General features: G+C 52.5%; 18 protein-coding genes. 8 read left to right on the plus strand and 10 right to left on the minus strand.

Translation table 11 applies throughout. The annotated features are described in order from the left end of the window. Nucleotides 1-162: 162 nt before the first annotated feature. A complete protein-coding gene (gene glnA / locus ABK821_RS19940; RefSeq protein ID WP_138359648.1) occupies nt 163-1,572 on the minus strand; it encodes a glutamate--ammonia ligase in 1,410 nt (469 codons plus the stop codon). 378 nt (nt 1,573-1,950) lie between these two features. Between glnA and typA the strand changes: the two genes are divergently transcribed. Further along, nucleotides 1,951-3,774, plus strand: coding sequence for a ribosome-dependent GTPase TypA (gene typA / locus ABK821_RS19945; RefSeq protein WP_138359646.1), 1,824 nt, complete (start codon nt 1,951-1,953; stop codon nt 3,772-3,774). A gap of 356 nt (nt 3,775-4,130) precedes the next feature. On the opposite strand, the gene ABK821_RS19950 is transcribed toward typA, so the two are convergent. Continuing rightward, entirely contained in the window at nt 4,131-4,832 is a 702-nt protein-coding gene (locus ABK821_RS19950; RefSeq protein ID WP_138359644.1) for an oligogalacturonate-specific porin KdgM family protein, read from the minus strand. A 595-nt stretch (nt 4,833-5,427) separates the two neighbouring features. Here ABK821_RS19950 and ABK821_RS19955 point away from each other — a divergent pair. Beyond that, entirely contained in the window at nt 5,428-5,967 is a 540-nt protein-coding gene (locus tag ABK821_RS19955) for a helix-turn-helix transcriptional regulator (RefSeq protein ID WP_138359642.1), read from the plus strand. A 172-nt stretch (nt 5,968-6,139) separates the two neighbouring features. On the opposite strand, the gene ABK821_RS19960 is transcribed toward ABK821_RS19955, so the two are convergent. Then, on the minus strand, nt 6,140-7,003 hold the full coding sequence (locus ABK821_RS19960; protein WP_138359640.1) for a YicC/YloC family endoribonuclease: 864 nt from the start codon (nt 7,001-7,003) through the stop codon (nt 6,140-6,142). Between the two features lie 123 nt (nt 7,004-7,126). Between ABK821_RS19960 and rph the strand changes: the two genes are divergently transcribed. Together rph and pyrE are read left to right on the plus strand one after the other, a co-directional pair. Then, nucleotides 7,127-7,843 carry a ribonuclease PH gene (gene rph / locus ABK821_RS19965; RefSeq protein WP_138359638.1) on the plus strand — a complete coding sequence of 239 codons (717 nt, stop codon included), beginning with the start codon at nt 7,127-7,129 and terminating at the stop codon, nt 7,841-7,843. A 64-nt stretch (nt 7,844-7,907) separates the two neighbouring features. Then, a complete protein-coding gene (pyrE, locus tag ABK821_RS19970; protein ID WP_138359636.1) occupies nt 7,908-8,549 on the plus strand; it encodes an orotate phosphoribosyltransferase in 642 nt (213 codons plus the stop codon). A 288-nt stretch (nt 8,550-8,837) separates the two neighbouring features. Here pyrE and slmA read toward each other — a convergent pair whose 3' ends face one another. The 3 genes from slmA to coaBC form a co-directional block, all read right to left on the minus strand. Further along, on the minus strand, nt 8,838-9,434 hold the full coding sequence (gene slmA, locus ABK821_RS19975) for a nucleoid occlusion factor SlmA (protein ID WP_138359634.1): 597 nt from the start codon (nt 9,432-9,434) through the stop codon (nt 8,838-8,840). Between the two features lie 176 nt (nt 9,435-9,610). Then, the gene (gene dut, locus ABK821_RS19980; protein WP_171034815.1) at nt 9,611-10,069 is read right to left on the minus strand and encodes a dUTP diphosphatase; all 459 of its coding nucleotides are present in this window, start codon (nt 10,067-10,069) and stop codon (nt 9,611-9,613) included. After that, nucleotides 10,047-11,258, minus strand: a complete 1,212-nt coding sequence (gene coaBC, locus ABK821_RS19985) for a bifunctional phosphopantothenoylcysteine decarboxylase/phosphopantothenate--cysteine ligase CoaBC (protein WP_142503164.1) — start codon at nt 11,256-11,258, stop codon at nt 10,047-10,049. The genes dut and coaBC overlap by 23 nt, the downstream gene beginning before the upstream one ends. 175 nt (nt 11,259-11,433) lie before the next feature. Here coaBC and radC point away from each other — a divergent pair, with 175 nt between their 5' ends. From radC to mutM, 4 genes are all read left to right on the plus strand, one after another. Next, complete coding sequence (gene radC / locus ABK821_RS19990; RefSeq protein WP_138359632.1) at nt 11,434-12,099, plus strand: DNA repair protein RadC; 666 nt, start codon at nt 11,434-11,436, stop codon at nt 12,097-12,099. A gap of 216 nt (nt 12,100-12,315) precedes the next feature. After that, nucleotides 12,316-12,552 carry a 50S ribosomal protein L28 gene (gene rpmB, locus ABK821_RS19995; protein ID WP_002436699.1) on the plus strand — a complete coding sequence of 79 codons (237 nt, stop codon included), beginning with the start codon at nt 12,316-12,318 and terminating at the stop codon, nt 12,550-12,552. Between the two features lie 20 nt (nt 12,553-12,572). Then, nucleotides 12,573-12,740, plus strand: a complete 168-nt coding sequence (gene rpmG / locus ABK821_RS20000; protein ID WP_002436700.1) for a 50S ribosomal protein L33 — start codon at nt 12,573-12,575, stop codon at nt 12,738-12,740. Between the two features lie 219 nt (nt 12,741-12,959). After that, entirely contained in the window at nt 12,960-13,769 is an 810-nt protein-coding gene (gene mutM, locus ABK821_RS20005) for a bifunctional DNA-formamidopyrimidine glycosylase/DNA-(apurinic or apyrimidinic site) lyase (protein ID WP_138359630.1), read from the plus strand. Nucleotides 13,770-13,797: 28 nt separating this feature from the next. Here mutM and trmL read toward each other — a convergent pair whose 3' ends face one another. The 4 genes from trmL to lldP form a co-directional block, all read right to left on the minus strand. Further along, nucleotides 13,798-14,271 carry a tRNA (uridine(34)/cytosine(34)/5-carboxymethylaminomethyluridine(34)-2'-O)-methyltransferase TrmL gene (gene trmL / locus ABK821_RS20010; protein WP_138359628.1) on the minus strand — a complete coding sequence of 158 codons (474 nt, stop codon included), beginning with the start codon at nt 14,269-14,271 and terminating at the stop codon, nt 13,798-13,800. Nucleotides 14,272-14,574: 303 nt separating this feature from the next. Further along, nucleotides 14,575-15,759, minus strand: a complete 1,185-nt coding sequence (lldD, locus tag ABK821_RS20015; RefSeq protein ID WP_138359692.1) for an FMN-dependent L-lactate dehydrogenase LldD — start codon at nt 15,757-15,759, stop codon at nt 14,575-14,577. Beyond that, a complete protein-coding gene (gene lldR / locus ABK821_RS20020; RefSeq protein ID WP_138359626.1) occupies nt 15,759-16,532 on the minus strand; it encodes a transcriptional regulator LldR in 774 nt (257 codons plus the stop codon). Before lldR ends, lldD begins: the two co-directional genes overlap by 1 nt. Then, nucleotides 16,529-18,184 carry an L-lactate permease gene (gene lldP, locus ABK821_RS20025; protein WP_138359624.1) on the minus strand — a complete coding sequence of 552 codons (1,656 nt, stop codon included), beginning with the start codon at nt 18,182-18,184 and terminating at the stop codon, nt 16,529-16,531. Before lldP ends, lldR begins: the two co-directional genes overlap by 4 nt. Nucleotides 18,185-18,186: the final 2 nt, after the last annotated feature.

Consider the following 18,186-nt stretch of genomic DNA (forward strand, 5'->3'; position numbering starts at 1 on the left):
ACTATTTTAGTGCATTATAGCTTTTTATAAATAAAAAGCTCATGAGATCAGCGTGTTGGTGGAGAAAAAAGCCCATCCTGAGATGGGCTGAAGTTTCCACGGCAACAAAACATCCCTGGTACTCCACGCCACAACACGGAACGCCAGGGATTTACAGCAAAATTAGACGCTGTAGTACAGTTCGAACTCAACCGGATGCGGAGTCATACGCACGCGGTCGTTTTCCCCAGTACGCAGCGCAATGTAAGCATCAATGGCGTCGTTAGTGAATACGCCACCGGCGGTCAGGAATTCACGGTCTGCGTCCAGCGCATTCAGTGCTTCTTCCAGAGAGCCTGCAACCTGTGGGATCTCGTTCGCTTCTTCTGGCGGCAGATCGTACAGGTTTTTGTCCATAGCTTCGCCCGGATGGATTTTGTTCTTGATTCCGTCAAGACCGGCCATCAGCAGAGCGGCAAAGCACAGATACGGGTTGGCTGCCGGATCCGGGAAACGAACTTCGATACGGCGCGCTTTCGGCGAGGTAACTACCGGAATACGGATAGACGCGGAGCGGTTACGGGCAGAGTAAGCCAGCATAACCGGCGCTTCGTAACCCGGGACCAGACGTTTGTAGGAGTTGGTTGTCGGGTTAGACAATGCGTTAATCGCTTTAGCGTGTTTGATAACGCCGCCAATGTAGTACAAGGCTTCTTCAGACAGGCCTGCGTATTTATCGCCGGAGAACAGGTTTACGCCATTTTTAGACAGCGACATGTGGCAGTGCATACCGGAACCGTTATCGCCGAACATCGGTTTTGGCATAAAGGTGGCGGTTTTACCGAAGCGATGCGCGACGTTGTGCACAACGTATTTATAGATCTGAATTTCGTCCGCTTTTTTGGTCATGGTATTGAAGCGGGTAGCGATTTCGTTCTGACCGGCAGTCGCCACTTCGTGGTGATGAGCTTCAACAACCAGGCCCAGCTCTTCCAGAATCATACACATGGTAGAGCGGATATCCTGAGAAGAGTCTACGGGTGGAACCGGGAAGTAACCGCCTTTCACGCCAGGACGGTGACCTTTGTTGCCGCCTTCATATTTGGTGGCAGAGTTCCATGCGCCTTCGATATCATCAATAGCAACGTGGGAACCAGAGATGGACGCACCAAAACGGACGTCATCGAACAGGAAGAATTCTGGTTCTGGCCCGAACAGTACGGTGTCAGCAATGCCGGTGGAACGCAGATATTCTTCAGCACGCTTAGCAATGGAGCGCGGGTCGCGGTCATAGCCTTGCAGGGTGCCTGGTTCCAGGATGTCGCAACGGAGGATCAGGGTCGGTTCTTCATAGAACGGGTCGATCAGCGCGGTGGTCGCATCCGGCATCAGAACCATGTCGGATTCGTTAATACCTTTCCAGCCGCCAATCGAGGAGCCATCAAACATTTTGCCTTCTTCGAAGAATTCGGCATTTACTTGATGAGAAGGAATAGTAACGTGCTGTTCTTTACCTTTGGTATCGGTGAAGCGGAGATCGACAAACTTCACTTCATGCTCGTTCAGCATCGTCAAAACGTGTTCAGCGGACATACTTAAACTCTCCCGGATTGGTCATTGTCGTCGTGGAAACGAAACTTTCTAACTACTTAAAAGTGGCGTTGTTGCCTTAAAATATACAAAGCGAAATCTGTGCCAACTTTTAAATTGCCCCCAAAAGGCGTTATCATGCACATCATCGTGCAAAAGGGTTGCACCAAAATGAATACATTGCACCAATATAGTGCTTTTGCGTGAGCATGAAGCACTTTTTTGGTGCAAAATAATTTTAATAGCCCTTTTAACGCTCCGTGAAAGCGATCACAAAGAATCTCTGCAATACTTGTTTGCGGAGGATGTTTGTGATCCTGTTTTGTAGCGCGATTAATCCGTGTACAATAACGCGCTATTTCTAATGCCTGAGGCAAAGTTGTGATCGAAAATCTGCGTAATATCGCCATCATCGCGCACGTCGACCATGGTAAAACTACCCTGGTTGATAAGCTGCTACAGCAATCCGGTACGTTCGACGCGCGTACTGAAGCACAAGAACGAGTGATGGACTCCAACGATTTGGAGAAAGAGCGTGGGATTACTATCCTCGCTAAAAACACCGCTATCAAATGGAATGATTACCGTATCAACATCGTTGATACCCCTGGGCACGCCGACTTCGGTGGTGAAGTTGAACGTGTTATGTCCATGGTGGATTCTGTGCTGCTGGTGGTTGACGCCTTTGATGGCCCGATGCCGCAGACGCGCTTCGTCACCAAGAAAGCTTTTGCCTATGGTCTGAAGCCGATTGTTGTTATCAACAAAGTTGACCGTCCTGGCGCGCGTCCGGACTGGGTTGTCGATCAGGTATTCGACCTGTTCGTTAACCTCGACGCAACCGACGAACAGCTGGATTTCCCTATCGTTTACGCGTCGGCGCTGAACGGTATCGCCGGTCTGGATCACGAAGATATGGCGGAAGACATGACTCCGCTGTATCAGGCGATCGTTGATCACGTCCCGGCGCCGGACGTTGACCTGGACGGCCCGCTGCAGATGCAAATCTCTCAGCTGGACTACAACAACTACGTTGGCGTTATCGGTATCGGCCGTATCAAACGCGGTAAAGTAAAACCGAACCAGCAGGTCACTATCATTGATAGCGAAGGTAAAACGCGTAACGGTAAAGTCGGTAAAGTTCTGACCCACCTGGGCCTGGAGCGTATTGACAGCGACCTTGCGGAAGCAGGCGACATCATCGCGATTACTGGTCTGGGCGAACTGAACATCTCTGACACCATCTGCGATACGCAGAATGTTGAAGCGCTGCCGGCGCTGTCTGTTGATGAGCCGACTGTTTCTATGTTCTTCTGTGTTAACACCTCTCCGTTCTGCGGTAAAGAAGGTAAGTACGTGACCTCGCGTCAGATTCTTGACCGTCTGAATAAAGAGCTGGTACACAACGTTGCGCTGCGCGTTGAAGAAACTCCGGATGCAGACGCATTCCGCGTTTCTGGTCGTGGTGAGCTGCACCTGTCTGTGCTTATTGAAAACATGCGTCGTGAAGGTTTCGAAATGGCGGTTTCCCGCCCGAAAGTTATCTTCCGCGAAATCGATGGCCGCAAGCAGGAGCCGTTCGAAAACGTGACGCTGGACGTTGAAGAGCAGCACCAGGGGTCTGTGATGCAGGCACTGGGTGAGCGTAAAGGCGATCTGAAAAACATGAATCCGGATGGCAAAGGCCGCGTACGTCTTGACTACGTGATCCCAAGCCGTGGGCTTATCGGCTTCCGTTCAGAATTTATGACCATGACCTCCGGTACCGGTCTGCTGTACTCCACCTTCAGCCACTACGATGACGTTCGTCCGGGTGATGTGGGCCAGCGTCAGAACGGTGTACTGATCTCCAACGGTCAGGGTAAAGCCGTCGCGTTCGCCCTGTTCAGCCTGCAGGATCGCGGTAAGCTGTTCCTCGGCCACGGTGCAGAAGTTTACGAAGGCCAGATTATCGGTATTCACAGCCGTTCTAACGACCTGACGGTAAACTGCCTGACCGGTAAGAAACTGACTAACATGCGTGCGTCCGGTACTGACGAAGCAACAGTTCTGGTTCCGCCGGTTAAGATGACCCTGGAGCAGGCTCTGGAGTTCATTGATGATGACGAACTGGTGGAAGTGACCCCGACTTCTGTCCGTATCCGTAAACGTCATCTGACCGAGAACGACCGTAAACGCGCTATGCGTGGGGCGAAAGAAGAGTAATTAAACGGATTGTTGCCAAAGCCGCTGATAATCAGCGGCTTTTTTATGGGTTTTAGGTATGGCGATTAGCGTTTATGTTATAGGGACTAATTATATCGTATCAGGGGCGTTACCTGTTTCTTCACTGTGACTATTTGACGTAATTATTTTATGCAGTTTTTACTGCGGGGTTAACGTATTGTTTGTCACCAGGTTTACGCAATACGGTATTCGTAAATCATTTTACACTACTACGCTATTGATTATTTGAGGTGGTTTCAGCGAAAGACCAGGATAAATACGGGTAAACCTATGAGTGAGATTTATTATTGAAACAAGGGCTCAGAGAACCCTTGTTGATAATTTTTCTTTTTTTATCAGAAAGAATATTTTACACCCACACGATAACGTGTTTGTCTTTCATCTGTGGTTTTACTGCCAGAGACATTACCGATTGCCATATAAGGCGACCAGTTCTTGTCGAGTTTATAGGTTAGTTTGAAATCATGAGTCCAGTCATAGCTTTCATTATTCGCTAACACTACGCCTGCAGAGTTTGCTTTTTTATAGTCCAGCTCATAGTCAAGTTGATAATCTTTCAGAAATTTCCATGAAATAACGCTGGTCAGGTTATAACCATTTTCTGATGTATCTTTGGATGTTCCTATATTTCCTGAATTACGCTTGTAGTAGGGGCGATAACGTAGAGATGCGCTGATATCGTCACTTAAATTAGCTTTGCCACGGAGATAAGGGCGATAATTGTTTGACGATGAACTGGTATCTAGTGAGAACCCGGGCTCAATCTGGAATGTTTTATTAATTTTATAGACATAGCTTGCCACGACTTCGGTGCCATTACTGACGGTTTCATCAAAGGCTTTATCTTTATCCTGCGAACCTTTCCATTTACCTTCCAGTGACAATCCAAATCCATTAGCAAAACGGTGTGACATCAATAATCGATCTTTATGATTATTACCGCCGCTATCGTTCATTTCGTGACGATAATCGAAGGTAACGGCATGTGCAGCAATACTCATGAAGGGTACAGTAAATAATAGTAATGAGCGCAACATAGAAGCCTCTACTTTTATAGTCCAAAGGTATGATAAGATCTTCACTGGTCAGCAGTGTGATCGATAAAATAATTTGGCGTGTGGTGCCGGGTGCCTCCCGGTGAATTGGGCGCTGATTTTCCAATTCGTCCATAAAAACGAAACTTCATAGAGGATTATCTCATGTCAGCATGACCCCGCCGCTTAGGGGGATTCACCACACATAATTCTTTTTGTAAGACTTATCATAATTCAAAAATTATCATGGAATGTACTTTTACATAAAATGAAATACTGTTTTGAGACTTGGATCTGACTATTGAAATATGTTGAAATTATTTTAATATATATCATATAAAGATAATCCTAATAATTAATTCGATTAAAATCATGTAGTTATAATTTAAATTTGATTTTTTCATCTTCTTTTGGCGTCAAAAGCAAAGATATGTAATAGTTATCAGATAAGTTTATTCCTAAATGAAAACAACATCTGATGATAGATATGCCGTAAACTTGGACGACGATATCCTTGGGGAGAGGGTGGCACCATTTGTGGCTAAACGAAATGCTGTAGGCTGGGCAATAACATGATCGTAATCTCAGGACTATCAATATGACTATCTATGGAAAGGATTGTTTTTTCATCTATGGAATAGAGAAAATTCTGAAGCAGTTACGCCATGAACAAAACGTTAGCGTAAGCGCAGATTGGCCATATGTGTATTGCACCGCTGGAATGGATATTCAGGAGACGTATTCTCTGTTCTTCACCACAACGCCGATGCACTACTCAGTATTTATCACTTCGGAACGGTATTTTGATTCTATCAATCGCCTTTTCCCGGGGTTGGTGAAGTTGTGCCTCCCGGAAAGAGTGAAAGTGGCAGAACTGAAGCAGGCTTTGTGGGTGATGTGCTTATTATCTGCACAAAATCAAAAATCAAGTTATCTTCCTGATACGTTTAAATTTACCAACGCTGAACACCAAATTATGAAGCTTATCATGCGTGGGCACTCGCTGGATGATATTGCCCAAATCCGCGGCGTCAGTCCTACAACAATAAGCGTTCAACGCAACGGCCTGATGAAACGTACGGGAACGAAAAGCCTTCAGGAGCTATGTTCTGTCTATGCCGCGATGCGTACCAACTAATCATACTGTTCAGCATGCGACTGGTTATCAGGATCAGCGGTTTGTGAAATGACGTTAAAGGTCTGTTCGCAGAGAGAGAATGCGCTTAAGGCAGCTAAATATCCGACCGAATCGTGAAATGTTATGGCCTCAACAGGCCCGATATTGCTCGGGCTTGTTGGTACGGGGGAATTTACTCGATATTCTGGATCTGCTCGCGCATCTGCTCGATCAACACTTTCAGCTCAATGGCAGAATTGGTCACTTCGGCATTAATTGATTTAGACGCCAGCGTGTTCGACTCGCGGTTGAACTCCTGCATCATAAAGTCGAGACGGCGCCCGACCGCTTCTTTCTTCTTCAGGATATTCCAGGTCTCTTTCACGTGCGCTTCCAGGCGATCCAACTCTTCGGCGACATCAATACGCTGTGCCATCAGTACCAGCTCTTGTTCCAGGCGGTTGTTTTCCAGTTGTACTTCCGCATCTTCCAGCCTGGCGACCAGACGATCCCGCTGCCATTGCAGTATTTCTGGCATATGGGCGCGTACTTTAGCGACTTCAGCCGTCACGCCTTCCAGACGCTGTTCGATAAGCGCTTTCAGCGCCTGGCCCTCGGTTTCCCGCGCGACGATAAAATCATCCAGCGCGCCATTGAGTGCGTTGAGGATTTCGGCAGTAATCGCGTCCAGATCCTGTTCATGGGCAGACATGACGCCTGGCCAGCGCAGGATATCGACCGGATTGATCTCGCCTTCATCGCTCTGCATTTTTACCCAGTTGGCGGCGTTAACCAGCTGCTTTGCCAGTTTTTCGTTCAGAATCAGCTCGCCCTGGGCGCTCGGATCCTGCTCAAAACGCAGAGTACACTCGACTTTGCCGCGGGTCAGACGGGCGCGAATACGCTCGCGCACCACAGGCTCCAGGCTACGGAACTGCTCCGGCAGACGGAAATAAGTTTCCAGATATCGTTGGTTTACCGAGCGCAGTTCCCACGCGGCGCTACCCCATTCACCCTTGATTTCACGCCGGGCATAGGCGGTCATACTGCGGATCATAGACGTTCCTGTTTTTTAACGGAGAGTGAGGGGATTATAGCTTTCGAGGCCTGATGAGGATAGGAATAAGCATGTATTATCCGTATAATGCGCAGCCACATTCGTTTCAAGCCGGAGAATATTATGCGTCCAGCAGGCCGTAGCGCTAATCAAGTACGCCCAGTCACCCTGACCCGTAACTATACGAAACACGCTGAAGGCTCCGTGCTGGTCGAATTTGGTGATACCAAAGTGCTGTGCACCGCCTCTATTGATGAAGGCGTACCGCGTTTTCTGAAAGGCCAGGGCCAGGGCTGGATCACCGCGGAATATGGCATGCTGCCGCGCGCTACCCACACGCGCAACGCCCGTGAAGCGGCGAAAGGCAAGCAGGGTGGCCGTACAATGGAAATCCAGCGCCTGATCGCCCGCGCACTGCGTGCAGCGGTTGATCTGAAAGCACTGGGTGAATTCACCATTACGCTGGACTGCGACGTACTGCAGGCCGACGGCGGTACGCGCACGGCGTCTATTACCGGTGCCTGTGTGGCGCTGGCTGATGCGCTGAATCGGCTGGTCGCCGCCGGTAAGCTGAAAACCAACCCGATGAAGGGCATGGTTGCGGCGGTATCGGTGGGTATCGTCAATGGCGAAGCGATTTGTGATCTGGAATATATTGAAGATTCTGCAGCGGAAACCGATATGAATGTGGTGATGACAGAAGATGGCCGCATCATTGAAGTGCAGGGCACGGCGGAAGGCGAACCGTTCACGCATGAAGAGCTTCTCACCCTTCTGGCACTGGCCCGAGGGGGGATTGAATCCATTGTCGCGACACAGAAAGCGGCGTTAGAGAACTAGTTTTTAAAGCGACTGAAAAGTCGCTTTTTTTTGTCCATCAAAAAGCAAGATGAGGAGCGAATCCATGAAACCGTATCAGCGCCAGTTTATTGAATTTGCGCTTAACAAGCAGGTCCTTAAATTTGGCGAATTTACGCTGAAATCCGGGCGTAAAAGCCCCTATTTCTTCAACGCCGGCCTGTTTAATACCGGGCGCGATCTGGCACTGTTAGGGCGTTTTTATGCCGAAGCGCTGATGGACGCCGGGATTGATTTTGATCTGCTGTTCGGCCCTGCCTACAAAGGTATTCCGATTGCCACCACCACGGCGGTTGCGCTGGCTGAACACCATGACCGCGATCTGCCATACTGCTTTAACCGGAAAGAGGCCAAAACCCACGGCGAAGGCGGTAATCTGGTCGGAAGCCCTCTGCAGGGCCGCGTAATGCTGGTGGATGACGTTATAACCGCAGGCACCGCTATACGTGAGTCAATGGAGATTATTCAGGCCAACGGCGCCGAATTAGCCGGGGTGCTGATTTCTCTCGACCGTCAGGAACGCGGACGCGGCGATATCTCTGCGATTCAGGAAGTTGAACGTGACTACGGCTGCAAAGTGATTTCCATCGTGGCCCTGAAAGACCTGATTAGCTATCTGGAAGAAAAACCGGAAATGGCCGAACACCTGGCATCGGTTCGCGCCTATCGTGAGGCGTACGGAGTATAAGCATCGTCCCGGCAGGATAATCCCTGTCGGGATTCATCACAGTTTTGCCATACGCATACAGCGAACAGACAGCAGTGCCGCCAGCGATAGACAGGCGATGACGCGCTTATCGTTTATGCGCGGGGAGTGCGGCATTCCGGCAGTGAAAGGGTGTTGCCAGTGGCGTTTTGTTGTCAGGAACAAGAAACGATAAAAAGATATTTTGTGAGGGAGCGTGTCGGGAACCTCACTGGTGTGATGACTTGACATTCAAGATGAACATGCAGCCTTTTGGGCTGCATAGTGGGGTTACTGCAACTGGGCGGCGACCAACGGCCAACGCGCCTCGAAATCGTCCGTCGGGCGATATTTAAACTCGCTGCGTACAAAGCGAGACAACATCCCTTCGCAGAAGGCCAGCAGCTGGCTGGCCAGCAGAGCTTCATCGACGGTATAGCCTTCGCCTTCACGCATTTTCTTCTCACGCATGACCTGACGCAACTGTACTTCAATGCGCTCGAACAACTGATTGATGCGCCCCTGAAGCCGATCCTGTTCAAACATCAGCGCATGGCCAGTCAGAATCCTCGTGAGCCCCGGATTACGTTCGCCAAACCCAAGAATCAGCAGAACAATCAGGCGCAGGCGCGATGAGGTATCTTTTTCATCTTTTAAAATTAAATTGATGCGCGTAATCAGACTGTCCTCGATAAACTCGATCAGGCTGTCAAACATGCGGGTTTTGCTGGGAAAATGCCGATACAGAGCTGCTTCGGACACGCCAACAGACGCCGCCAGTTTTGCTGTGGTGATGCGTTGACTCCCGTCGCTGGATTCAAGCATTAACGCCAGAGATTGCAGTATTTCTTCGCGACGATTCCTTTTCGCAGTTTGTTTTTCTGCCATGTTTTAAAATACCCCTGAAAAAAGCACTTGCCAGGCAGGCATCCACAAAGCGACCGCAAGCTGTTGCCTGCGGTGATGTTATTGCATTATTTCGCATTTGGAATGCAGGTTGCACGTCATTCTTCAGACCGCCCTCCGCGGGCGTTATCCCGGAATGATTTTGTGTATCACAGGGCTTATTTACGCCCGGAGTGACCGAAGCCACCTTCGCCACGATCGGTGGCGTCAAACTCTTCCACCAGGTTGAATTCCGCCTGTACAACAGGCACAAACACCATTTGCGCGATACGCTCGCCAGGTTCGATAGTGAAACGCTGCGGGCTACGGTTCCAGACGGAAACCATCAGTTGACCCTGGTAATCAGAATCGATAAGTCCCACCAGATTGCCCAGCACTACGCCGTGCTTATGGCCCAGCCCCGAACGCGGCAGAATCACCGCAGCCAGAGACGGATCGGCAATATGAATCGCAAGGCCGGTCGGTATAAGCGTGGTTGCGCCGGGAGCCAGCTCTACGGCGTCATCGAGACAGGCTCGCAGGTCAAGCCCGGCGGAACCGGAGGTGGCATAGGTTGGCAGCGGAAATTGCTGACCAACACGCGGGTCCAGAATCTTAACGTCGATTTTTTTCATCATAACGGGTAACGATCTCGTCGAGTAATAATTGGCCAAGGAGTGCCTTTCGCTCAAGTGGTAAGCGCTTATCTCCCTCCTGCCAGAAAAGGTGTAATGCATTGCTGTCGCTGTTAAATCCCTGATTTGGCTGTGAAACGTCATTGGCGCAAATCAGATCGAGATTTTTGCGGGCGCGTTTTTGCCGGGCGTATTCTTCCACATTATTCGTTTCGGCGGCAAACCCAACGACGTAAGGACGGTTAGCCTCAAGCGCCGCGACCCCGGCGACGATATCCGGATTTTTAACCATTTTTATGGTTAATTCATCACCTTGTTTTTTGATTTTTTCATCGGCAACAGCGGCCGCACGGTAGTCAGCGACGGCCGCACAGCCAATAAAAATGTGCTGCTGCTGCGCAGCGCTTTGCACGGCGGCTTCCATTTCCAGCGCGGTGGTGACATCAACCCTCTGCACAAACGGCGGCGTAGCGAGCGAAACCGGGCCGCTAATCAGCGTCACGTTCGCGCCACGGCGCGCGGCCGCGGCGGCGATAGCGAAACCCATCTTACCAGAGCTGTGGTTAGTGATATAACGCACCGGATCGAGCGGTTCGCGTGTCGGCCCCGCGGTAATCATGATGTTGAGATGTTGCAAATCTTTGACAGCAGAGAAATGTTGCGCGGTCATATCGACGATCGTCAACGGGTCCAGCATGCGTCCTGGACCAATATCGCCGCAGGCCTGACTGCCGCTATCCGGGCCCCAGACCAGCAGACCGCGTGAAGCAATCACGGCAAGATTATGCTGGGTGGCGGCGGCGCGATACATCTGCTGGTTCATGGCGGGCAGGACCGCGACCGGCGATGGCGTGGCGAGGCAAATTGTGGAGACAAGGTCATTGGCCATGCCTGCGGCAATGCGGGCAATTAAATCGGCCGTAGCGGGCGCGAGAATCACCAGATCGGCCCATTTCCCCAGTTCAATATGACCCATTGCCGCTTCGGCGGCCGTGTCGAGCAGACTATCGGAAACCGGATAACCGGATACCGCCTGTAGGCTCAGCGGCGTAATGAAGGCTTTTGCGGCTTCCGTCATGGCGACGCGTACATCCGCACCGCGGTCACGCAGGCGGCGTACCAGCTCCGGTGTTTTATAAGCAGCAATACCGCCGCTCACGCCAAGAACGATCTTTTTACCAGCCAGACTCATCATGATTTTTTCCTGTAGCGGTACACCAGAATTCGCGCATCTTATCACAATCTGATTGACATCGTGTGACCTGCGGATCGCCCCTTTGCGAGGCGTTAAGCAGGGATAAAATTTGCGTATCGGCAGGGCTATGGCGCTGTGTCAGGATAGCACGGATTGAAAAGGAGAGTCCGCCATGGATATACAGAAGCCCCTGATGCCGAGGGAAAAGATGCAGCGCTACGGTATTGAAGTTCTGTCGGATATTGAGCTGCTGGCACTGTTTTTACGCACCGGAACGCGAAAGCAGGATGTCATGGCGTTTTCCCACGATTTATTGCAGCGGTTTGGTTCGCTATACGGTCTGCTGTCGGCGGAAAAAGCACAGCTTGATGAGGTTGACGGGATTGGCCTGGCGAAATATGCGCAGCTTAAAGGCATTGCTGAACTGGCGCGGCGCTATTTTAGTCTGCGGATGACAGAAGAACCGGCGTTGGTCAGTCCGTCAATGACACGGGAATTTCTGCAAAGTCAGTTGGCTGATGAACAACGCGAGATCTTTATGGTGATCTTTTTAGACAATCAGAACCGGGTATTGAAACATAGCCGACTTTTTTCTGGTACCCTTAGCCACGTTGAGGTACATCCGCGAGAAATCGTACGCGAAGCCATCAAAGTGAACGCCGCCGCGGTGATTCTGGCGCATAATCATCCATCCGGTAGTCCTGAGCCGAGTAAGGCAGACAGGTTGATTACCGAGAGAGTGATAAGATGTTGTGTATTCATGGACATACGAGTTCTTGATCACCTTGTTATCGGCCGCGGAGCGTACGTATCTTTTGCTGAGCGCGGCTGGATTTAACCCCGATCACGCGATCCATTGGGATCTTTGTCTGTTCGGGACTTGAGCGCATCGCCGAGTCAGCGTATACTACGCCACCTTTGAGAATCTCGGGTTTGGCATTTGGGCCTGGCAATCGAGAGTTCGCTTAGAACTGCGATGACCGGGCTGTAAAGCCTGACGAGGCGCCAATACCCCATACGAAGCTCGAGCTAATTTGATTTTTGGAGAATAGACATGTCCCGAGTCTGCCAAGTTACTGGCAAGCGTCCGGTGACCGGTAACAACCGTTCCCACGCACTGAACGCGACTAAACGCCGTTTCCTGCCAAACCTGCACTCTCACCGTTTTTGGGTTGAGAGCGAGAAGCGTTTTGTCACCCTGCGCGTATCTGCTAAAGGTATGCGTGTTATTGATAAGAAAGGCATTGATACAGTTCTGTCTGAACTGCGTGCCCGTGGCGAAAAGTACTAAGTACTTAGAGGAAATACATCATGGCTAAAGGTATTCGTGAGAAAATCAAGCTGGTTTCTTCTGCTGGTACTGGTCACTTCTATACCACCACGAAGAACAAACGTACTAAGCCGGAAAAACTGGAACTGAAAAAATTCGATCCAGTTGTCCGTCAGCACGTTGTATACAAAGAAGCTAAAATCAAATAATTTTGGTTTCAATGTAATGAAAACCTCGCTTCGGCGGGGTTTTTCATTTTTGCTTGATACCAATCTTCTGCTGCCAGACGCATCAATCCTTCCTGTTATCTATTCCCCAGAGATGTCATCCGCTCGCGTGAGTTTCAGGCCGGTTACATGATAATTGCCCTGAACCTTGTCGCTGAAAGCGGTAAGATAGCGTCTCTTTTCGCTTGTTTCGAGAGATGAATGCCTGAATTACCTGAAGTAGAAACCAGTCGCCGCGGCATTGAACCGCATCTGGTTGGCGCGACTATCCTGCACGCTGTTGTGCGCAACGGCCGTTTACGCTGGCCGGTTTCCGAAGAGATCTATCGCCTGAGCGACGTCCCGGTTCTCAGCGTGCGTCGCCGCGCCAAATATCTGCTGCTGGAGCTGCCCGACGGCTGGATTATTGTCCACCTTGGCATGTCGGGAAGTTTGCGCATCCTGAGCGAAGAGTTGCCCGCAGAGAAGCACGATCACGTTGACCTGGTCATGAGCAACGGTAAGATTCTGCGCTACACCGATCCGCGCCGCTTTGGCGCCTGGCTGTGGGCGAAAACGCTGGAAGGCCATCCGGCGCTGGCCCATCTTGGGCCGGAGCCGTTAAGCGATGAGTTCAACGCCGACTATCTTCAGCGGAAGTGCGCGAAGAAGAAAACCGCGATTAAGCCCTGGCTGATGGATAACAAGCTGGTGGTCGGGGTGGGGAATATCTACGCCAGCGAATCGTTGTTCTCGGCGGGGATCCATCCAGACCGGCTGGCTTCCTCGCTGTCACGTGAAGAGTGCGAACAACTGGTGAAGGTGATCAAACTGGTGTTGCTGCGCTCAATCGAACAGGGCGGGACGACGCTGAAGGATTTTCTACAAAGCGACGGCAAGCCCGGCTATTTTGCTCAGGAGCTACAGGTGTATGGCCGCAAGGGTGAACCCTGCCGCATTTGCGGAACGCCGATTATCGGCAGCAAACACGCCCAGCGGGCGACGTTTTATTGTCGCCAGTGCCAGAAGTAAGGCGCAGCGTAAGCGGAGAGATGCGGGTTTAACGCTGTAATATCGCGCCCGGATACCCCAACTGGCGCCAGGCCTCATACACCACGACCGACACCGCGTTTGACAGATTCATGCTGCGGCTGTCCGGCATCATTGGAATGCGGATTTTTTGCGTCGACGGCAGGGCATCAAGAATGCTGGCCGGCAGGCCGCGGGTTTCCGGGCCAAACATCAGATAATCGCCATCCTGATAGCTTACCGCGCTGTGGGCCGGGGTGCCTTTGGTGGTCAGGGCGAACAGACGCGGCGGTTTTGCGCTTTCCATAAAGGCGGCGTAATCGCGATGGCGCTGGACGGCGGCGAATTCGTGATAATCCAGCCCGGCGCGGCGCAAACGCTTATCGTCCCAGGCAAATCCCGTTGGTTCGATGATATGCAGATTGAAGCCGGTGTTAGCGCACAGGCGGATGATATTCCCGGTGTTAGGCGGTATTTCTGGTTCGAATAAGACGATGTTAAGCATGCTGCCCTCTTGAGCCTATCCCATTAGGCTATTTTATTTGCCATCCTGAACCTGGGCAGTGCTCACAATCCTCACGTACTACGTGTACGCTCCGGTTGTTCCGCGCTGTCCGTGTCCAGATTGGCTGCAACAATGTACGCCTACTGGGATAGGCGCATTACGTTGCGGCAGGCAGAATAGCAGATATTCGGCAAACCCTCACCCCGCCCCTCACCCTGAAAGGAAGAGGGAGAAAACCGGAGTTAATTTACTGCCGGATGATTCCCTCTCCAGTGGGAGAGGGTGAGGGGAAACGATCGCCGATTACGCCGCATTTCCCGCCTTGATGACATCAAAGGTTCGCAGTGCATCGGCATTTTGCACCAGCGAGTCGCGACTGATTTCACCGATGGTTTTTGCGCCGGTCAGGGTCATCGCTACCTTCATCTCTTTCTCAATCAGGTTCAGCAGATTCGCCACCCCTTGCTTGCCGTGGGTCGCCAGTGCATACAGATAGGCGCGGCCCAGCAGCACGCTGTCGGCGCCGAGGGCAATCATGCGTACCACATCAAGGCCATTGCGAATGCCGCTATCGGCGAGAATAGTGATATCGCCTTTCACCGCATCGGCGATAGCGGGCAGGGCACGGGCGGAAGAGAGCACACCATCAAGCTGGCGGCCACCGTGATTAGAGACCACGATCCCGTCAGCGCCGAAACGCACCGCATCACGCGCATCTTCCGGGTCAAGGATCCCCTTGATCACCATTGGCCCTTCCCAGAACTCACGGATCCACTCAAGGTCCTGCCAGGAAATCGATGGATCGAAGTTATTGGCCAGCCAGCCAATGTAATCTTCAAGGCCGGTCGGTTTGCCGAGATACGCGGAGATATTGCCCAAATCGTGCGGGCGACCGTTTAGCCCGACATCCCAGGCCCACTGCGGATGGGTTACTGCTTGCCAGTAGCGGCGCATTGCCGCGTTCGGGCCGCTCATCCCCGAGTGCGCATCGCGATAGCGTGCGCCGGGCGTCGGCATATCAACGGTAAAGACCAGCGTTGAACAGCCAGCCGCTTTGGCGCGCTCCAGCGCGTTGCGCATAAAACCGCGATCGCGCAGGACGTATAGCTGGAACCACATCGGGCGCTTAAGGGTCGGAGCGACTTCCTCAATCGGGCAGACGGAAACGGTGGAGAGGGTAAACGGGATACCTTTGTCATCCGCCGCGCCCGCGGCCTGCACTTCGCCACGCCGCGCGTACATGCCGCACAGGCCGACCGGAGCCAGCGCCGTCGGCATCGCGAGTTTTTCATTAAACAGCGTGGTTTCCAGACTGAGATCCGACATGTTTCTCAGGATCCGCTGACGCAGGGCGACATCGGACAGGTCTTCAACGTTGCGTCGTAGCGTGTGCTCAGCGTAGGCGCCGCCGTCGATATAGTGGAACAGAAACGGCGGCAGGATACGTTGTGCGGCGGCGCGATAGTCGCTGGCGGCGGAAATAATCATCACGAGTTCTCCCTGGTATTTTCGTTATGGTCGCCGGGCAGGCGGGTAATTCGCGCCTGGCGGGCCTGGTCTTCATCAAAGCGTTTGATCGTGGCGTGGACAAAACCCAAATGGGCCATCATCGCCTGTCTGGCACCTTCGGGATCACCGGCGATAATCGCCTCCATGACCGCCTGATGCTGCTCGGTCAGGCGAGCGAAGACCGGCGGAACGAGATACATCCGCTGGCGGCTCTCCTTGACTGAGGATTGTAAAAGGTCGAAAAAACCGCGCATGGTTTGCAGCAGCACCACGTTGTGTGAGGCTTCGGCAATCGCCAGATGAAAGCGGACGTCGGCCTGCGAGGCCAGGTCCGGATCGTCACTTTGGGTCGCTTCAAAGCAGAGGCGGATTTTCTCTTTTTCAGCATCGGTTGCCCGCATCGCCGCATGCCAGGCGGTGCTGGCTTCGATCGCGTGGCGGGCTTCGAGGATATCGAAACTGTAATCGGGGTCATCGGAGAGTAGCGTCTTCAGCGGCTGAATAATATTTTGCGCCGACCACGCTTCGTGCTGCCAGCGGACGAAGGTGCCGCCGCCGCGACGGCTAAGCAGCACCCCTTCGTTGACTAACATCGCCAGCGCTTCGCGCAGTGAGTTGCGCGATACGCCAAGCTGCATCGCCAGCTGACGCTCGGCGGGCAAGCGCATGCCCGCTTCCAGGTTTTGTTCTTCTATCAGCGCCCGTACACGACGAGCCACGTCGTCGGCAAGGCGTTTCGGCATCACTATCACGGGATCATCCAGGTTAAGACATATGCCTGCAGCGTGGTGATCACGCCGACCATACAGGTGAAAATCAGACTGTGTTTCACGGTAAAGCGGAACAGATCGGACTCCTTACCCACCAGGCCGACCGCTGCACAAGCGATGGCGATAGACTGTGGCGAGATCATCTTACCGGTTACGCCGCCGGTGGTGTTAGCGGCGACCAGCAGGATATCGGAGACGCCGATCTGCTGTGCTGCCGTCGCCTGTAATGCGGCAAACAGCGCGTTAGATGAGGTATCCGAACCGGTCAGGAATACCCCCAGCCAGCCGAGGAACGGCGAGAAGAAGGTAAACGCGTGACCGGTATGCGCCAGCGCCAGCGCTAATGTTGAGGATAGCCCGGAATAGTTAGAAATAAAGGCGAATGCCAGCACCATACCGATGGAGTAAATCGGTAGCGCCAGCTCTTTCAGTGTGCTGCCGAAGGTCGACAGCGCGTCTTTCGGCTTCATACGCAGCCAGACGATAGAAAGCAGGGCGGCGAACAGAATGGCGGTGCCGGTGGCGGAGAGCCAGTCAAACTTATAGATCGCGGCATACGGCGTGGCTTCGCTGACTACCGGAGGCATGCGAGCCACCATCTTGTCGAGGAACGGCACGGAAATATTGATGACAAAATCGTACATCGCGCCGCCCGGGGCGAACAGCGCCTTGAACGGCGGCACGCTCCACAAGGTCACCGTGGCGGTCAGGAACAGGAACGGCGACCAGGCGCGAATCACCTGCCCGGACGTATAGCGAGTGTGCGTCAGGTTCATATCGACCTGCGAAGCGCCCATATCGCCAAAACGGAAGATGCGTACGGGTTTCCAGCGTTTGAGAAACAGCGTCAGACAAACCAGCGACACCAGGGAAGAGATAATGTCCGGCAGTTCCGGGCCGAGGAAGTTAGAGCTGAGGTACTGGGCGATAGCAAAGGAGCCGCCGGCGACGATTACCGCAGGCCAGGTCTCTTTAATGCCGCGCCAGCCGTCCATAATCGCCATGATCCAGAACAGCACGATAATGGTCAGGAACGGTAGCTGGCGGCCAACCATCTGGCCGATTTCGAAGCTGTCCAGCCCAGTAACCTGACCGGCAACCAGAATCGGAATGCCCATGGCGCCGAACGCCACCGGTGCGGTGTTGACGATCAGGCACAGGCCCGCCGCATACAGCGGATTAAAGCCAAGCCCGACCAGCAATGCCGCGGTAATCGCCACCGGCGCGCCGAAACCGGCCGCACCTTCAAGGAAGGCCCCAAAGGAGAAGCCGACGATCAGCATTTGCAGGCGCTGGTCCGGGGTAATCGACAAAATCGATGAGCGAATAATGTCGAACTGCCCGGTTTTCACCGAGATTTTGTAGACGAAAACCGCCGCGATAATAATCCATGCGATTGGCCACAGGCCGTAGAAGAAGCCGTAAACAACCGAGGCCAGCGCATGGTCGACCGGCATTTTGTAGAACAGCAGGGCGACAGACAACGCAATTAATACGGTCCAGGTTGCGGCGGCATATCCTTTCAGCTTGAGCTTAATCAGAGCAAAAAAGAAAAACAGAATCGGTAGTGATGCGATAAGACTTGATAGCCAGATATTTCCGGCCGGATCGTAATTTTGTTGCCAGAGGTTCATGC

This window comes from Klebsiella sp. KE9456, assembly GCF_043832615.1.
Classification (GTDB): domain Bacteria; phylum Pseudomonadota; class Gammaproteobacteria; order Enterobacterales; family Enterobacteriaceae; genus Klebsiella; species Klebsiella indica.